This window comes from Nitrospirillum amazonense (assembly GCF_007828035.1).
GTDB classification, from domain to species: Bacteria; Pseudomonadota; Alphaproteobacteria; order Azospirillales; family Azospirillaceae; genus Nitrospirillum; species Nitrospirillum amazonense.
In genome coordinates this window covers 150,558-166,354 of record NZ_VITV01000008.1, presented here as the reverse complement: position 1 = coordinate 166,354, position 15,797 = coordinate 150,558, and the positions used below count along the sequence as shown (strand labels likewise).

The window sequence follows — 15,797 nt, the reverse complement described above, 5'->3', positions numbered from 1 at the left end:
ATTTATACGTCAAATATAAAAACGCCTGGCGGCAGCCTTGTCACGGCACCGGGGGGACCGACGGTGCTGCATGGCAGGGTTCGGAAGGCTTTTGAGCCCAAGGGATTGGCGGCGCAGTGCGCTGCGGCTAATGTCCCGCGCAATTCTCAGGTTTCGCTGGCGGAGGAACAGGTCATGGCGCACATCATCGACGGTAAGGCATTCGCTGCGGCCTTGCGCGAACGCATCGGCGCCAAGGTCGCCGACCTCATCACCCGTCACGGGCTGAAGCCCGGCCTGGCCGTGGTGCTGGTGGGCGAGGATCCGGCCAGCCAGGTCTATGTCCGCAACAAGGGCGAACAGACCCACGCCGCCGGCATGCACTCCGTCACCCACCGGCTGGAGGCCAGCACCACGCAGGAAGATCTGCTGGCCCTGGTGCACAGCCTGAACGCCGATCCCGCCATCCACGGCATCCTGGTGCAGTTGCCCCTGCCGGCCCATATCGACAGCAACGCCGTCCTGGGCGCCATCGACCCCAACAAGGATGTCGACGGTTTCCACGTGGTCAACGCCGGACGCCTGGCGGTGGGTCTGCCCGGCATGGTTCCGTGCACGCCGCTGGGCTGCCTGATGATGCTGAAGGACCATCTGGGCAGCCTGAAGGGCAAGCACGCCGTGGTGGTGGGCCGGTCCAACATAGTGGGCAAGCCCATGGCCCAGCTGCTGCTGCAGGCCGACTGCACCGTCACCATCGCCCACAGCCGCACCGCCGATCTGCCCGCCCTGTGCCGCACCGCCGACATCCTGGTGGCCGCCGTCGGCCGACCGGAGATGGTGAAGGGTGATTGGGTGAAGCCCGGCGCCGTGGTCATCGACGTGGGCATCAACCGCGTGCCCGCCCGCGATCCCGAGGCGGCTGCCGCCGGCAAGACCCGCCTGGTGGGCGACGTCGCCTATGACGAGGCGGCCGCCGTGGCCGGCGCCATCACTCCGGTGCCGGGCGGCGTGGGCCCCATGACCATCGCCGTGCTGCTGCTGAACACCCTGACCGCCGCCTGCCGCAGCCGTGGGCTGGAGGCGGAACTGGCGGAGTTCGCGTAAAACGCCTTGCCATTCCAAGCCCCCGGCCGGACCGCGCGATGCGGGGTTCAGCCAGGGGCTTTTTCATACGCGAGAGACGGGCCTCAGCGTCACCAACCGGGAAAATATCGACCATGAGCGAACGTGCTCTTAGTTCCAAAGAGCTGTTGATCATTCGGAAATTTGCCGAGAGGCTCGATCCGGGCAAGCGCCAGATATTAATCCAAGACATGGAAAATGCGGTCGTTGAGTCAACTCGTGCAAATGGTGAAGTGATAAAATTTAGGATCAATGGCTATGCCAGGCCATCCTATCATGGACAGCATTCTTATTCGCCTGGAGGCGTTCTCCTAGACGCTGATCATACTGAAATTGAGGTTGTTTTATATGCCGACGAAAATGATCGGCTGTTGGAGTTAGAATTTATACGACGGGAGGAAGGCGATATTATCGAACCACAATGGAACACACTAAGGTTTCTATGGTGATCGATGTTGATGCTGCCCCCTAATTCCGCTCTGCCACCTTTATTGCCAGCGCCTTCCACACCGCCATCACCACGCCATCCCAGTCCCCCGGTGCCGCCTGGCTGAACAGCCGTAAAGTCGGATACCAGGGGCTGTCGTTCCGGTTCCGGAACCATCGCCAGCAGCTGTCGTGGCGGTTCATCATCCACACCGGCTTGCCCAGCGCGCCGGCCAGATGGACGACCGAGGTGTCGACACTGATCACCAGGTCCAGGTTGGCGATGAGGGCGGCGGTGTCCCCGAAGTCCGCCACTTCCGCCATACGGTCGATCAAGGGGAGATCGGCCGGTGGTGCCGCGTCCTTCTGCAGGCTGTAGAGCCGCACGCCGGGCACCTGGGCCAAGGGCGCCAGCAACTCCGGCGCCACGGAGCGGCGGCGGTCCACGGCTGCCAGTTCCGGCCGGTCGCGCCGGGGGTTGCCGGCCCAGGCCAGGCCGACGCGCAGGCCCGGGCCGTCCCCGGCCAGGCGGTCCCGCCAGACGGCCACATCCCCCGCGTCGGCGGCCAGGTAGGGCACCTCCGCCGGGACGGTCTCCACCGTGGTGCCGAAGGCCAGCGGCAGGCTCATCATCGGGCATTGCAGGTCGAAGGGCGGCAGGGGTTCCCCTTCCACCAGGATATGGGTCACGCCGGGCAGGGGGCGCAGCAGGCGGGCCACCTGCGGCTGGACGGCCAGCGTGATGCGCAGGCCCCGCGCCGCCACTAGGGGCAGGTAGCGGCTGAACTGAAGGGTATCGCCCAGGCCCTGTTCGGCGTGGATCAGGATGGTCTTGCCGGCGGCCGGCTCTCCCCGCCACTGCGGCTGGGGGAACTGGCGGGCGTAGGGCGTCATCTGGCGGGTGCGCCAGCGCCACTCATATTCGCGCCAGCCCTCCTCATACTGTCCGGCGGACAGCAACGACATGCCCAGATTGTTGTGGCAGGCGCCGTAGTCGGGCTTCAGCGCGATGGCGCGGCGGAAGCAGGCGGCGGCCAAGTCCAGCTCACCTTTGGCCTGAAAGACAGCGCCCAAGTTGTTGTGGGCCTCCGGATAATCCGGGTTTAGGGCCAAGGCGGCCTGGATGCTGGCCCGCGCCTGGTCCATCCGCCCCTCGGCATGCAGGGCCATGCCCAGGTTGTTGTGTGGCTCGGCATAGTCCGGCTGGGCGTCGATGGCCAGGTCGAAGGCTCGCGCCGCCTCCGCGCCCTTACCCTGCGCCAGGAGGGCGAGCCCTAAGTTATTGTGGGTCTTGGGATTGCCGGGCAACAGCGCAATGGCGCGGGCGAAACAAGACTCCGCCTCGGCATAGCGGCCGTGGACGTAAAGGATAAGGCCCATGTTGTTGTGGGCGTCGGCGAAATCCGGCTTCAGCGCCAGCGCCCGCTGATAGCACAGCAGCGCCTCCGGCGCGTGCCCCAAGGTTTGCAAGGTGGTGCCCAGGCTGCTGTGGGGGACAGGATCATCGGGGCGCAGGGCCGCCGCCCGGCGCAGGTACGGCAGGGCGTCATCGTGCCTGTCCAGATCCTGTAAGGCGAGGCCCAGGTTGAAGCAGGCTTCGGCATGGTCGGGCGCCCGATCCACCGCCTGCTCCAGCCAGGGCATGGCCTCTTCCAGCCGGCCGGTCAGGCGTAGCACCAGGCCCAGGTTGTAGAGGGCGTTGACATAGGTGGGCTTGGCCGCCAGTGCCTGCCGGAAGCCGGCTTCGGCCTCGGCCCAGCGGCTTTGCAGGCGATGGACCACGCCCCTGTTGTTGTGTGCCTCCGCATAGGCGGGGCGAAGCTCCAGCGCCCGGTCCAGCGCCGCCAGGGCTTCGTCCAGCTTTCCCTGTGCCTTCAAGGCGTTGCCCAGGTTGTTGTATCCTTCGGCGAAATCTGGTTTCAGCGCTACGGCGCGCTGGAAGCAATCGGCGGCGGCATCGATGTCACCCTGTGCCTCCCGCACCGTGCCCAGATTGTTCAGTGCCTCGGGGAAGGCTGGCTTCAGGGTCAGGGCCTGGGTGATCAACACCACTGCCTCATCCATGCGCTTCTGCTGGAAGGCGACGACGCCCAGCAGGTGCAGGCTTTCCGGGTGCCGGGGCATCAGCGACAGCGCCTTGCGGTACAGCACGGCCGCCGCTTCCAGCCGGCCGGCCTTGTGCTGTATCACGGCGGCGGCGAAGGCTTTCTGACCCGCCGGCAGGGGTGGTTTGGGAAGGGCGGCGGGGCGGGCGGTCATCGGCATGTTCCAGAGGTGAAGGTGGCGGCCAGGGCCGCGCGTACGGATTGAACGACACCGCCCCAGTCCCCCAGGCGCGCTTGCCGGAACTGACGCAGGGTCGTGGGATACCAGGGGCTGTCATCCCGGCCGCGCAGCCAACGCCAGCAACTGTCAAAGCGGTTCAGCAGCCAGACGCTGACGCCCATGGCCGCCGCCAGATGGGCCACGGCGGTGTCGACGCTGATCACCAGATCCAGGTTGCTGACCAGGGCGGCGGTGTCGGCGAAATCCACAACGCTGTCGATCAGGCCGCCCAGGCCGGGTGGCACCTCGGTCTCCGCCGCGTCCTTTTGCAGACTGATGAAACGCACGCGGTCATCATCCAACAGGGGCATGAGGGCGGCCAGGCCCATGGACCGGCGGCGATCGGCCACCGCCACGTCGGGCGTACCGGCGCGGGCTGCCCCCGCCCAAACCAATCCCACCAAGGGCCGGTTGTCACCCGGCGCCGCCAACGCCAGGCGCCGTCGCCAAACCTCCATCTCCGCCGGATCGGCCGCCAGATAGGGGATGGGCGCCGGGATGGTGGCGAGGGTGGTGCCGAAGGCCAGCGGCAGGCTCATCATCGGGCAATGCAGGTCGAACGGCGACAGGGCCTGGCCATGGGCCACCACCTGCTCCACCCCCGGCAGACGGCGCATCAGCCGGACCAGGGGCTGGGGCACTTCCACCACCACGCGCAGGCCACGTTCGGCCACCAGGGGGATGTAGCGGCAGAACTGCAGGCTATCGCCGTAGCCTTGTTCGCCATGGATCAGCACGATGCGCCCGGGCGCGTCCTCGCCACGCCATTGCGGGCAGGTGAAGGGGCGGCGGGCGCCGGCCAGCTGAGGGTCCTGCCAGCGCCATTCGAACTCCCGCCAGCCTTTCTCATATTGGCCGGCCGCCAGCAGGGTCATGCCCAGGTTCTTGTGCGCGGCGGCATAGTCGGGGCGCAGCGCCACGGCGCGGCGGTATAGGGCGACGGCCTGGTCCAGCCGGCCCTGCATCTGCCTGACCACGCCGCTGTTGTTCAGCGCCTCCGGATAGTCAGGCCGCAGGGCCAGCGCCCAATCGAAGAAGGCCAGCGCGTCGTCCAGCCGGTTCTCCACCTGCAGCAGGTGGCCCATGTTGTTGTGCGCCTGGGGATCGTCCGGATCGCTGGCCAGCGCATCCTCGAAACAGCTCATGGCCTGGGCCATGTCGCCGGCGTCGTGGTGCGCGATGCCCAGGGCGTTGTGCAAACGGGCGTCGAAGGGGTTCAGCACCAAGGCCTGGCGGTACTGCGCTACCGCCTCGTCCCGCCGGCCGTCGGCCTGCAACAGGACGCCGAGGTGAAAGCGCGCATCGATGGATGTGGGGCTGTCCGCCACCGCACCTTCCAGCCGCAGGATCGCCCGCCGGATGGCCTCGGCGCCGGGCATGCTGCCCGTGGGCACGCTCGCCGTGCCGGATGCCCCTTCCATATGCCGATCGCCCCCGATGCCCCGGCACCCGCCCACGGGGCGCCTGGGTCATTAAACGGGGCGGGGCCCGCTGGCTGTCGGGGGCCTGCTGGACTGCGACGTCATGTCCCTGAATGAAGAGGGGCGGCAGCGCCCCTTGCACGCTCTTCCTCGGACAGTTTTGGTCACCGCGCCTTGGGCTTGGTGGCGGGGACCGCCGGCTGGGGTGTCGGTGCTACCGGCGGGGACGCCTGGGGCTGCTGGGTGCCTTGCGGCGTCGGATGGGGCAACTTGGTCAGGGGCGTTTTCAGCACGGCGTCGGAGCCCACGACCGCCACGGTGGCGGTGCGGCCAGGGATCAGGCGCAGGTCGGCCGGCGGGTTGTCCAGCACCACGCGCACCGGGATGCGCTGGGCCAGGCGCACCCAGCTGAAGGTGGGGTTCACGTTGGCCAGCAGGTTGCTGCCGTCCGTGCGTTCCCGGTCCTCGATGGCGGCGGCCACGCTCTCCACATGGCCACTGAAGCTGCGCGGGTCGCCCATCAGGCGCACGGTTACCGGGTCACCCACATGGATGCGGCCCAGCTTGGTTTCCTCGAAATAGCCCTGGACGTGCAGGCTGTCGCTGTCCACCAGAGCGGTCACGGCCTTGCCGGCGGTGACATAGTCGCCGGGGCGCAGGTCGAAGTTGGTGATATAGCCGTTGACGGTGGCCATCACCTCCGTCCGGTCCAGGTTCAGCTTGGCGACGTTGCGGTCGGCCACGGCCTGCAGGTAGATGGCCTCGGCCTGCTTGGCGGCGGCCACCGTCTGCTCCTGCTTCTCCCGCGACACGGCGGAGCTGCTGAGCGATTCATAGCGGTTCCGCTCCAGCACCAGTTCGTCGAAGTTGGCCTTCTTGGCGGCCACCGCGGCGTCGGCCTGCTGCAGCGCCAGGGTGAAGCGGGCACGATCGATGCGGAACAGCACTTGGCCCTTGGTCACGGTCTGGTTGTCATGCACCAGCACCTCATCCACCAGGCCGGAGACGTCGGGCGTCACGCCCACGATATCGGCCCGCACCCGGCCGTCCCGGGTCCATGGCTCTTCCATGTAATAGATCCAGAAGCGCCAGCCTACCAGGGCGGCGATGGCGACCACGACCAGCGTGACGGCAAGGCGGGTCAGGGCGGTGATGAAGCTGCGCATGGCGGCGGCGTCCAGCAAGTCAGGGATGAGACGTGTAGTGGGTGAAGACGGCGGCGACCCCGCCGAGGACGATGACGTAAACGGCCAGGTCGAACAGCGGCCGATGCCAGACTAGGCGATAGGCGCCCACCAGGCGCAGCACCCAGCGCACGGCCATGGAGATGAGGAAGGCGACCACGCCCCAGACCAGCAGGGGGGAGACGAAAACGCCGTGAATGTCCATTTCGCCGATCATGCGGCCAGGCTTTCTTCCGGGGTGGGAGGGGCGGGAACGGCGGGGGTGGGCGGCGGCAGGTCGGGCACGCCGTCCGACAGGGCCCGGCGGATTCCGGCCAAGGCCAGCAAGGCTTGGCGCGGCTTGCGGTCAGGCAGGGGCATCAGCGCCGCCAGGGCGGCGTCGATGCCGGCCAGCAACGGCGGCGAGGGCGGGCGCGGGGCACCGGCGCGGCAGACGGCCCGGTAATGGTCGGCCAGCAGGGACAACGCCCCGTCCACCGCCGCCCGCGCCGAGATGGGCAGGGCCCGTTCCACCCCGCGCAGCTCCAGCACGTTCATGCCCGTGCGGATGTCGGCCAGGGCGTCGGCGGCCGCGATTTCCGACCCCGGGGGCAGGGCGGCCAGGCGTGGTACCAGCAGGCCCATGCGGTCCAGCAGCTTGCCGGCGAACACGGGGCGCAGGCCGCCGTCGGGGGCGGGGGCGCGGATGTCGGCCACGGCCCGGATGTCGTACCAGCAGGCGCGCAGGATGCGCCGGGCGCCCCATTCCGCGCCCACCGCGCGCACCAGCGCCGTCACCAGCCCCGCAAATCCCATGCCCAGCACCAGCGCCAAGGCGCTGTTGAGGTAGGAGGCGAAGTCGGCGCTGTAGGTGTTGCTCAGGCCCGCCAGGGTGGGCAGGGTGGCGCCTACCGCCAGGGCCCGGCCAGCCAGGCGCGGATTGGCGATGACGCGGCCCAGCAGCAGGAACATGGGACCCAGGGCGAAGGCCAGCATCACGAAGCCGTCAATGTGCGGCATGATGGCGAAGATGTAGATGCCGGCCAGCACCGCGGCCACGGCGTTGTACAGCGCGAAGTCCAGGATGGCCGGCACCGGGTTGTCCTGCGCGGCGAAGAAACAGCAGGCCACGGCCGCCATTTCCAGGGCGATGGCGCCGTCCGCCCATTCCGTGCCGATCCAGAAGGCGCTGCCCAGCAGGATGGTGATGGCGGCGCCCGCCCCGGACCACAGGGCCATGCCCAGGTCGCGGTGCATCACCACCTCCGCCCCCGCCCGGCCGCCCCGGCGGCGGCGTACCTTGGGCCCATGGCCGCCGCTGATTGTGTACCGGCGCAGGTCGCGGCAATCCTGCAGGGCGTCCATCAGGTCCTTCAGCCGCGTCAGCAGGTTCAGGGTCAGCACGTCGTGCCAGTCGGCCGGCGCCGTGCGCAGCGCCGCGATACGGGCGCGCAAATCCGCCGTGCGGTCCGCCGGCGCCTCCAGGTCCGCCACCCAGTCACCGACGTCGGCCAGCAACACCTCCAGCGCCGCCGGCAGCGGCTGGCCGTCGGCTTTCAAGGCACGGACGCGGTCGCCCAGGCCCGACAGGATGGGCAGCAGCATGACCAGGCGCTGGCGCAGTTGCCGCACCTCCTGGCTCATGCCGTGCAGGTGGCTGGTGTCGTAATCCAGGTGCGTGGCCATCATTTGCAGTTCGACCGCGTCGGCGGCCAGGCGGCGCCGGTCCGAGCGGGTGGCCGCCGTTTCCTCCGCCCCGGCCAGGGCGTCCCGCGCCCAGCGGGTGACATCGGCGGCGAAGGCGTCAATGCGGTCGCTGATCACCGGGCCGATGCCGCGCGGGAAGATGACGCTGCCGATGACGGTGGCGCAGAGGATGCCGACGGTGATCTCCTCCACCCGGGCCAGGGCGGCGTCGAACACGGTGCCGGGGTCGGTGACGGTGGGGAAGCCGATCAGCGCGGTGCTGTAGGCCGCCAGCATGAAGATGTAACTGCGCGGCGTGCGGTCCAGCAGGGCCAAGGTCAGGCAGACCATCGTCCACAGCGCCATGGCGACGCACAGCAAGGGCGGGGCGTCCACCAGGTTGGGAATGATGGCCACCGTGGCCACGGCGCCGATGACCGTCCCCATCACGCGGAACACGCCTTTGGACCGCATGGCGCCGGCCAGCGGCTGCGACACGATGAAGACCGTCCCCGCCGCCCAGTAGGGGCGCGGCAAGTCCAGGCTGAACCCGATGTACAAGGCCGCCAGGGCCGCGGCGGCCGTCTTGGCCGCGAACATCCAGTCGCCAGCGCCCTTGGAGAAGCCCCGGAAAAGAGATGAGAACCAGGCGGCGGCGGTCACGGCGCATCTCCCTCGGTGCCGTCCTTGGCGCCCGGGGACCCGCCCAGGGCGCGTTCAACGGCCGCGAAGACGGTCAGCGTGGTATCCAGCTGCTCCGGCGTCACCTCAGCCAGCAGGCGCTGGCGCATGCCGTCCAGGGCGTCATCCAACTGAAGGGCCAACGCGCGGCCCTTGGCTGTCAGGTGCAGGGTCTTCACCCGTCGGTCGCGCGGGTCGCTGCGGCGTTCCAACAGACCGTCCCTTTCCAGCATGTCCACCAGCCGCACCAACGAGGGGCCTTCCACGCCCACATGATCCGCCAGCTGGCCTTGGCGGATGCCGTCGCCCAGGCGGGCCAGCACCACCAGCGGCAGGGCCGTCGCCTCGGACTGGCCATAGGCCTTCAACGCCGCGTCCGCCTCCCGCCGCCACCGCCGGGTGAGATAGAGAAGCGTCAGGCCGAAGGCCCGGTGCCGGGGGGTAATGGGAAGGGGAGCCGTTTGTTCCATGTCCAGAATATTAGAATCCTAACGATTAGCATTCAAATGTTCATGAGCGGGGACCAGATCTGCGTCTGCATGATGGCGCCGCCGGCAACACGGGGGTGGTAGAGGTAGACTGGGAAGAACGGGATGGGGGCAGCGGCAGCGGTGTCACCGCCGCAGGCAGGTCATAACAGGCCAAACAGCGGGCGGCGCCACGGCCTCTCATTGCTAGGTGAACCCGCTACTGATGAGGGGGATGCGTCATCATACCACTTATGATTGCTCGCAAACCAGACGCCCGCTTATCCCCCCGGGCGCCCCTATCCCTTCGGACAGCCGGCTTTACGCGCGAATGGCGGAGCTGGCCTGCAAGGAATCGGCCAGCTCGGCGCGGCGGTCAGTGCCACCGCCGCCTGTTCCAGCCGATCCGCATTCAGAAAACGATGCGCCCGCGCGGCCACGCCAACATGGGCGGCGGCGGCCCGGCGCAAGCGATGGCTGGGGGCAGTGCGCGCCACCACGGCCAGCCCGTCCAGGCCACGCACCACCAGGTCCAGGAAAGTGTCGTGCCGCGCCAACTGGGCCAATTGCCAGTAAAACTGTGTCGTGCGCTCAAGACGGGTCATCAGCCTCTCCAAGGGGAAAGGGCTCCTCAGGCGGTCAGCGCTTGGGGAAGGGGAACATCGACAGAACAGCCGATATCCTGACGGTGCCTGAACGGCAACCGCCCGTCAATTCATAAGTTGCTCTCCTGGCAACTTGCGCATCGAAGACGGGTGGCGCTCAAAGGCGCCGGCCCACCCAGACGACACGGCCGATGATGTCGATGTCGGCCGCCGCCCGCTCGTAGACACGGTGATGCGGATTGTCGGAGCGGATTTCAACCATGGGCGGGTGGCTGCCCATGATCAGTTCCAGCCGCTTGATCACCACGCCCTGTCCATCCCACAGGGCGAAGATCCCAGGGGGCGAGGGGGACTGGTCGGCCAGGTTGACCATGACCCGGTCGCCGGGCAGCAGGGTGGGTTCCATGCCGTCCCCCCGCACCTCCACGATGCGCACGGCGGCGGGCCGCACCTGCAATTCGGCGGAGAGATAGCTGGCGGGGAAGCGCCAGGGGGCGATGGTCTCATCCTCGCGGAAGCCCTGCGGCTTACCCCCATGGCCGGCCCCCTGGTGACTCGACAGGAAGCCGCCACGCCGGTCACCGTAGATATCGACCTCCGCCACCTCGACGGATGCGTCGTCCTGTCCCCAGTCGGACGGGGGCGACGCCGCCGTCACCGGCTCCAGCAATTCCGCCACACCGCAGCCCAGGCTGGCGGCGATCGCCATCATGCGCTGCTGCGACAGGCGCGTGCGGCCGGATTCCAGCTTGGAGATCACCGTCTTATCGGTGCCGATCAGGGCGCCCAGCTGTTCCTGGGTCATCCTTTTGGCTTCACGAAGTTCACGGATACGGTTGGGCGGGCGGTCCATCATGACAGCGAAGTTGCCACAGCGGCTACCAATCGTCAGTCGCCATGCGGGCAACGCGTTGACAGAAAGTTGCCCATTCGGCACCATCTGGCCATGACGCTCGCCGACTACCTCCAGGCGCACGGCCTCACCGCCGCTGAATTCGCCCGCCGCATCGGACGCAGCCGTTCCACCGTTGCCCGGTGGTGCACCGGCCAGCGCCACCCCGACGCCGCCGCCATGCGGGCCATCATGGAAGAAACCGGCGGGGCGGTGATGCCCAACGACTTTTTCAGCACCGCGATTTAGGGCGCGGGTCAGCCGAACCGCGCCCGCACCTCGTCCGCCGTGGCCAGCGGGCGGCCCATGAGGCGGCTGCCTTGGGCGGCGGCGGCCACCAAGGCGGCGTTGTCGGGGGCGAGGGTGCCGTCCGGCAAGTGCAGGTTGTTCTCGAAGCCGACACGGATATGGCCACCCAGGCCGGCGGCCGTCAGCACGCAGGCGTTCTCTCGCCGGCCGAAGGCGCAGACGGCCCAGGGCACGTCGCCGGTGTTGTCGTCGGGCGTACCCGCGACGGGTGCCAGGAAGGGCAACAGGTCATGCGGATCGCTGACTTGCCCTGCCGTGTAGCGGCCCAGGACGTATAGTAGGAAGTGCGGCGCCTCCGGCATCACGCCGCGACGGCGCAAATCGTGCCAGCGCAGCAGGTCGTCCCGAGAATAGAGGATGGTCTGCACCATGATCCTCTCCCGCGCCAGCCAGGCGAAGAAGTCGGCGGCGTCTTTCTCATGCGCGGTGTCCGGGGCCAGTTCGCGGATGGCCAGCGACACCGCCTCTGGCTTCAGGGCGCGGATGACGGCCATCTGGTGGGGCGGGTGGTAGATGCCGGCGGCCTCCGTCGTCACCTGGATGACCAGGCGATCGCCCACGGCCTGGCGCACGGCCGCCGTGGCGGCGGCGTAGGCATCGGCGTCCAGCAGGTGGCGGCCTTGGCCGTCCCGCACGTGCATGTGGATCATGGCGGCGCCCGCCTCCAGGCAGGCGGCGGCATCCCGGGCGATCTCCGCCGGGTCCAGGGGGATGGCCGGGTGGTCGGTCTTCAGACGGCGGGCGCCGTTGGGCGCCACGGTCAGGATCACGGGATCGGCGTTCATTCGGTGCCCCAATTCATTCCGCGCCGCCAATATTCAGGCGTTTCATCTTGTCGTACAGCGTCTTGCGCGGCACGCCCAGTGTCTCGGCGGCGCGCGTCACCTGGCCGCCGCTGGCGCGCAAGGCCTCGGTGATCAGGTGCCGCTCCACCCCATCCAGGATGTCAGCCAGGGAGCCGCCGTCGGTCCCAGGACCCTCGTCTTCCGCCAGTCCCAGCACATGACGGTCGGCGGCGTTGCGCAGTTCGCGCACATTGCCCGGCCAATCCTTCAGCATCAGGGCGCGCAGCAGGGCCGGCACCGGTTCGGCATAAGGCCGGCGGAAGCGGGCCGCCGCCTGCAAAGCGAAGTGCTGGAACAGCAGGGGAATGTCCTCCCGCCGGTCGCGCAAGGGGGGCAGGGTCAGGGTGACGACGCTCAGACGGTAATAGAGGTCGGCGCGGAAGCGGCCGGCGTTGGCGAGATCCAGCAGGTTCTCCTTGGTGGCCGCCACCACGCGCAGGTCCACCATCACCCGGTCGTTGCCGCCCAGCCGCTCCAGCGCCCGGTCCTGCAGCACGCGCAGCAGCTTGACCTGCAGGGCCGGCGGCATGCTCTCGATCTCATCCAGGAACAGGGTGCCACGATGGGCGTATTCGATCTTGCCCACCCGGCGCTTGGCCGCCCCGGTGAAGGCGCCGGCCTCATGCCCGAACATCTCGCTTTCGAACATGCTGTCCGGGATGGCGCCGCAATTCACGGCGACAAAGGGAAATGCAGCCCGCGGCCCGCCCTCGTGCAGCGCGCGGGCCACTTGTTCCTTGCCCGTGCCCGTTTCCCCCAGCACCAGCACGTCCACGTCGGTGCCGGCCAGGTCCGCCACCAGGCGGCGGGTGCGCACCAGGGCCGGGCTTTGGCCCAGCAGATGGTTCTCCACCGCCGCGTTCTGCTCCAGGGCCTGGCGCAGGCGCCGGTTCTCCCGCACCAGGGCGCGCTTTTCCAGGGCGCGGCGGATCACCTCCACGAAATGGTCGGTGACGAAGGGCTTCTCAATGAAGTCGTAGGCGCCGTCCTGCATGGCGCGCACCGCCATGGAGACATCGCCCTGGCCGGTGACCAGGACCACCGGCAGTTCCGCATCCAGCGCCCGCACCCGCGACAGCAGGTCCAGCCCGCTCATGCCCGGCAGGCGCACGTCGGTCACCAGGATGCCCGGAGTATCCGGCGACAGGTGGGCCAGCGCCGCCTCCGCCGTCGGGTAGGTTGCCACGGCCAAGCCCGCCAGCTCCAGCGTCTGGCGCACGGTCAGGCGGATGATTTCCTCATCATCCACGAACAGGACAACGGGTGCGATATCAGGCGGTTGGGTCATCGTGCTCAACTGAGATCAGAGGCAGGGTCAGCAGGAAGACGGCCCCGGTATTTTCGCCATCGCGGGCGTCCCCATCGCGAGCCTCCAACTGCCCGCCATATTCCTGGGTGATGGCCAGGGAGATGGCAAGGCCCAGGCCCAAGCCCTGGCCGCCCGGCTTGGTGGTGACGAAGGGGTCGAACAGCCGGTCGCGCACCGCCGGATCCAGGCCCGGGCCGTTGTCGGCCACCGTCACCCGCACGGCGGCGCGCTGGTCCAACTGGGCCGGGGCGGCGGTGATGGCGATGCGGGGCTCGGCTACCCCGGCCGTCGCATCCTCCGCGTTGCGGATCAGGTTGACCAGCACCTGCTGCAGGCGCACGGGGTCGAAGGCCACCGTCATCTCCGGCACGTCCACCGTCACCTGGACCCGCGCCTCCTTCAGGCGGCGGTCCAGCAAGGCCAGCGCCTCCTGCACCGCGCCCGGCAGGGCGACAGGCTGGGCCGGCCCCTCGCTGCGGCGGGAGAAGTTGCGCAGCTGGCTGGAAATCTTGGCCATGCGGTCCACCAGGCCGGCGATGTGGACCAGGTTCTGGCTGACCTCCGCCTGCCGGCCCTGGTCCAGCAGCAGGCGGGCGTTGTCGGCCAGGGCGCGCAGGGCCGTCAGCGGCTGGTTCAGTTCATGGGTCACGCCCGCCGCCACCTGGCCGATCATGGCCAGTTTGGCGGCCTGCACCAGTTCGGCCTGGGCGTCGCGCAGGTCCGCGGTGCGCGCTTCCACCTGGCGTTCCAGGTCCAGGTAGGCGCGGTCCAGGGCGGCTTTGGCCAGCCGCTGTTCCCGCAGGCGCTTCACCCGCTGGCGCACGTAAAGGCCAATGGCGAGCGCCAACAGCAACAGCAGCGCCAGGCCGATGCGGGCCGTGGTGGCGGCCTGGGCCACGGGGTGGGCATCGGCGGCCAGCGCGATGGTCCAGCCATAACGGCTGAGCCCCCGTTCCACCAGCAGATCCGGATGGACCCGAAGGGAGCGGGGCAGCACCAGCGGCGGATGGTCCAACCCGACATATTCACGGGTCTCATTCAGGTACGTCACGGTGTCCGGGTCCAGCGGCCGGCGGGCGCGGAACTTCCATTCCGGATTGGACGACAAAAAGACGATGCCGAAACGGTCGGCCACCAGCACCGCGTCGTGGGAGGTGCGCCAGCCGTCCTCCAGCGCGTCCAGCACGATCTTGACGGCCAGCACGCCCACGCGACGTCCATCCCGCTCCACCGGTGCCGCGATGAAATAGCCGGGCAGCCGGGTGACCGTGCCCACGCCATAGAAACGGCCCACGCCCTGGTCACGCGCGTCCTTGAAATAGGGGCGGTAGGAAAAGTCCACGCCCAGGTAGCTGTCCGGCCGGTTCCAGTTGCTGGACGCCACGGTCCGCCCCTCCGCGTCCATGAGGTAGAGGACGGCGGATCCGGCGCTCGCGTTCACCGCTTCCAGATATCGGTTCACCCGGCCGACCTCGGCCGGATCGGTATGGCCGAAGCCGGCCGCCGCCAGCGCCGCCACCGCCGGGTCCCGCGCGGCGACAGAGGGCAGGTAGTCGAAGCGCTCGACCGCGCTGTCCAGGTTGTTGGCGTAGATCTCCAGCCGGTGGCGGGCGTCGGCGGCCACCGCCTCCACCGCCCGCCGCTCGGCATGGCCCACCGCCAGCACCCACATTCCCACCGCCCCGGCCACCGCCAGCAGCAGCGCCAGGGCGCCGCCGGTGCCGACGGCGCGGACGCGGGCCGTGAAGGGGAAGGGGCCGGCCAAGTGGAGATCAGTCGGTGGTGAGGCCGGCGCGTTCCGCCGCCTCATGACGCTGCTGTTCCTCCGACACCAGGCGGGACAGTTCGCGCTTCAGCGTGTTGAACTCGGGCGAGGCGGCGTCGCGCGGGCGCGGCATCTCCACCCGGATGTCGCGCTTCAAGGTGCCGGGACGGTAGGTCAGGACAACGATGCGGTCGGCCAGGTAGATGGCCTCCTCGATGGAATGGGTGACGAAGACGATGGTCTTGCCCAGGCGCGCCCAGATCTTCAGCAGTTCATCCTGCAGGGACCGCCGGGTCAGGGCATCCAGCGCGCCGAACGGCTCATCCATCAGCAGGACGGGGCTGTCCAGCGCCAGGACGCGGGCGATGGCCACGCGCTGGCGCATGCCGCCAGAGAGATCCTTGGGGAAGCGCTCGCCGAATTCCGACAGGCCCAGCATGTCCAGCAGCTCGCGCACCCGGGCGTCGGCTACGTCATTGGCCACGCCCTTGACCTCCAGCCCGAAGCGGACGTTCTTGAACACCGTCATCCACGGGAACAGGGCGTATTCCTGGAAGACCATGCCCCGGTCGGGTCCGGGGTCCACCACCGGGCGGCCACCCACGGTGATGCTGCCCTCCGTGGGGTGAGAGAAGCCGGCGATGGCGTTCAGCAGGGTGGACTTGCCGCAGCCGGAGGGGCCCAGCAGGCAGATGAACTCCCCCGACGCGATGTCCAGGTTGATGTCCTTCAGCGCCACCACTTCGTTCCCCGGAACGGCGAAGCGCTTGTAGACGTGGTTGATCAGGATGTCGGACATGGT

Annotated in this window: 15 protein-coding genes; 3 read left to right on the top strand and 12 right to left on the bottom strand. The window is 68.8% G+C overall.

The window, feature by feature from the left end; all coding sequences use genetic code 11:
* Positions 1–174: 174 nt before the first annotated feature.
* Both folD and FBZ87_RS21185 read left to right on the top strand, forming a co-directional pair.
* Positions 175–1,083, top strand: coding sequence for a bifunctional methylenetetrahydrofolate dehydrogenase/methenyltetrahydrofolate cyclohydrolase FolD (gene folD / locus FBZ87_RS21190; RefSeq protein WP_145612593.1), 909 nt, complete (start codon positions 175–177; stop codon positions 1,081–1,083).
* Between the two features lie 113 nt (positions 1,084–1,196).
* Positions 1,197–1,550, top strand: a complete 354-nt coding sequence (locus tag FBZ87_RS21185) for a DUF6984 family protein (protein ID WP_145612592.1) — start codon at positions 1,197–1,199, stop codon at positions 1,548–1,550.
* Positions 1,551–1,569: 19 nt separating this feature from the next.
* Here the strand turns inward: FBZ87_RS21185 and FBZ87_RS21180 are convergent, their stop codons facing one another.
* The 8 genes from FBZ87_RS21180 to FBZ87_RS21145 all read right to left on the bottom strand — a co-directional run bounded on the left by FBZ87_RS21180 (position 1,570) and on the right by FBZ87_RS21145 (position 10,728).
* The gene (locus tag FBZ87_RS21180) at positions 1,570–3,786 is read right to left on the bottom strand and encodes a tetratricopeptide repeat protein (protein ID WP_186454889.1); all 2,217 of its coding nucleotides are present in this window, start codon (positions 3,784–3,786) and stop codon (positions 1,570–1,572) included.
* Entirely contained in the window at positions 3,783–5,273 is a 1,491-nt protein-coding gene (locus FBZ87_RS21175) for a tetratricopeptide repeat protein (protein WP_145612590.1), read from the bottom strand. The genes FBZ87_RS21180 and FBZ87_RS21175 overlap by 4 nt, the downstream gene beginning before the upstream one ends.
* 164 nt (positions 5,274–5,437) lie before the next feature.
* A complete protein-coding gene (locus tag FBZ87_RS21170; protein ID WP_186291609.1) occupies positions 5,438–6,439 on the bottom strand; it encodes an efflux RND transporter periplasmic adaptor subunit in 1,002 nt (333 codons plus the stop codon).
* 19 nt (positions 6,440–6,458) lie between these two features.
* Positions 6,459–6,674, bottom strand: a complete 216-nt coding sequence (locus FBZ87_RS21165; RefSeq protein ID WP_145612588.1) for a DUF1656 domain-containing protein — start codon at positions 6,672–6,674, stop codon at positions 6,459–6,461.
* A complete protein-coding gene (locus FBZ87_RS21160) occupies positions 6,671–8,785 on the bottom strand; it encodes an FUSC family protein (RefSeq protein WP_145612587.1) in 2,115 nt (704 codons plus the stop codon). Before FBZ87_RS21160 ends, FBZ87_RS21165 begins: the two co-directional genes overlap by 4 nt.
* Positions 8,782–9,273, bottom strand: a complete 492-nt coding sequence (locus FBZ87_RS21155) for a MarR family winged helix-turn-helix transcriptional regulator (RefSeq protein ID WP_145612586.1) — start codon at positions 9,271–9,273, stop codon at positions 8,782–8,784. Before FBZ87_RS21155 ends, FBZ87_RS21160 begins: the two co-directional genes overlap by 4 nt.
* 296 nt (positions 9,274–9,569) lie before the next feature.
* Entirely contained in the window at positions 9,570–9,875 is a 306-nt protein-coding gene (locus tag FBZ87_RS21150; protein ID WP_145612585.1) for a hypothetical protein, read from the bottom strand.
* A gap of 157 nt (positions 9,876–10,032) precedes the next feature.
* On the bottom strand, positions 10,033–10,728 hold the full coding sequence (locus FBZ87_RS21145) for an XRE family transcriptional regulator (RefSeq protein WP_281288998.1): 696 nt from the start codon (positions 10,726–10,728) through the stop codon (positions 10,033–10,035).
* 93 nt (positions 10,729–10,821) lie between these two features.
* Between FBZ87_RS21145 and FBZ87_RS21140 the strand changes: the two genes are divergently transcribed.
* Positions 10,822–11,016, top strand: a complete 195-nt coding sequence (locus tag FBZ87_RS21140; RefSeq protein ID WP_145612583.1) for a helix-turn-helix domain-containing protein — start codon at positions 10,822–10,824, stop codon at positions 11,014–11,016.
* Between the two features lie 8 nt (positions 11,017–11,024).
* Here the strand turns inward: FBZ87_RS21140 and FBZ87_RS21135 are convergent, their stop codons facing one another.
* Genes FBZ87_RS21135 through FBZ87_RS21120 form a run of 4 tightly spaced genes read right to left on the bottom strand, consistent with a single transcriptional unit; the run spans position 11,025 to position 15,794 of the window.
* A complete protein-coding gene (locus FBZ87_RS21135; RefSeq protein ID WP_145612582.1) occupies positions 11,025–11,861 on the bottom strand; it encodes a beta-keto acid cleavage family enzyme in 837 nt (278 codons plus the stop codon).
* Positions 11,862–11,874: 13 nt separating this feature from the next.
* Complete coding sequence (locus tag FBZ87_RS21130; RefSeq protein WP_145612581.1) at positions 11,875–13,209, bottom strand: sigma-54-dependent transcriptional regulator; 1,335 nt, start codon at positions 13,207–13,209, stop codon at positions 11,875–11,877.
* Positions 13,193–15,040, bottom strand: coding sequence for an ATP-binding protein (locus FBZ87_RS21125; RefSeq protein ID WP_145612580.1), 1,848 nt, complete (start codon positions 15,038–15,040; stop codon positions 13,193–13,195). The genes FBZ87_RS21130 and FBZ87_RS21125 overlap by 17 nt, the downstream gene beginning before the upstream one ends.
* Positions 15,003–15,794 carry an ABC transporter ATP-binding protein gene (locus tag FBZ87_RS21120; RefSeq protein WP_145612579.1) on the bottom strand — a complete coding sequence of 264 codons (792 nt, stop codon included), beginning with the start codon at positions 15,792–15,794 and terminating at the stop codon, positions 15,003–15,005. Before FBZ87_RS21120 ends, FBZ87_RS21125 begins: the two co-directional genes overlap by 38 nt.
* Between the last annotated feature and the right edge of the window lie 3 nt (positions 15,795–15,797).

Excerpts from the sequence above, each read along its gene's own strand:
- folD (WP_145612593.1), top strand. The coding sequence starts at position 175 with ATGGCGCACATCATCGACGGTAAGGCATTCGCTGCGGCCTTGCGCGAA.
- FBZ87_RS21185 (WP_145612592.1), top strand. The coding sequence starts at position 1,197 with ATGAGCGAACGTGCTCTTAGTTCCAAAGAGCTGTTGATCATTCGGAAA.
- FBZ87_RS21180 (WP_186454889.1), bottom strand. The coding sequence starts at position 3,786 with ATGACCGCCCGCCCCGCCGCCCTTCCCAAACCACCCCTGCCGGCGGGT.
- FBZ87_RS21175 (WP_145612590.1), bottom strand. The coding sequence starts at position 5,273 with ATGGAAGGGGCATCCGGCACGGCGAGCGTGCCCACGGGCAGCATGCCC.
- FBZ87_RS21170 (WP_186291609.1), bottom strand. The coding sequence starts at position 6,439 with ATGCGCAGCTTCATCACCGCCCTGACCCGCCTTGCCGTCACGCTGGTC.
- FBZ87_RS21165 (WP_145612588.1), bottom strand. The coding sequence starts at position 6,674 with ATGATCGGCGAAATGGACATTCACGGCGTTTTCGTCTCCCCCCTGCTG.
- FBZ87_RS21155 (WP_145612586.1), bottom strand. The coding sequence starts at position 9,273 with ATGGAACAAACGGCTCCCCTTCCCATTACCCCCCGGCACCGGGCCTTC.
- FBZ87_RS21150 (WP_145612585.1), bottom strand. The coding sequence starts at position 9,875 with ATGACCCGTCTTGAGCGCACGACACAGTTTTACTGGCAATTGGCCCAG.
- FBZ87_RS21145 (WP_281288998.1), bottom strand. The coding sequence starts at position 10,728 with ATGGACCGCCCGCCCAACCGTATCCGTGAACTTCGTGAAGCCAAAAGG.
- FBZ87_RS21140 (WP_145612583.1), top strand. The coding sequence starts at position 10,822 with ATGACGCTCGCCGACTACCTCCAGGCGCACGGCCTCACCGCCGCTGAA.
- FBZ87_RS21135 (WP_145612582.1), bottom strand. The coding sequence starts at position 11,861 with ATGAACGCCGATCCCGTGATCCTGACCGTGGCGCCCAACGGCGCCCGC.
- FBZ87_RS21130 (WP_145612581.1), bottom strand. The coding sequence starts at position 13,209 with ATGACCCAACCGCCTGATATCGCACCCGTTGTCCTGTTCGTGGATGAT.
- FBZ87_RS21125 (WP_145612580.1), bottom strand. The coding sequence starts at position 15,040 with ATGAGGCGGCGGAACGCGCCGGCCTCACCACCGACTGATCTCCACTTG.
- FBZ87_RS21120 (WP_145612579.1), bottom strand. The coding sequence starts at position 15,794 with ATGTCCGACATCCTGATCAACCACGTCTACAAGCGCTTCGCCGTTCCG.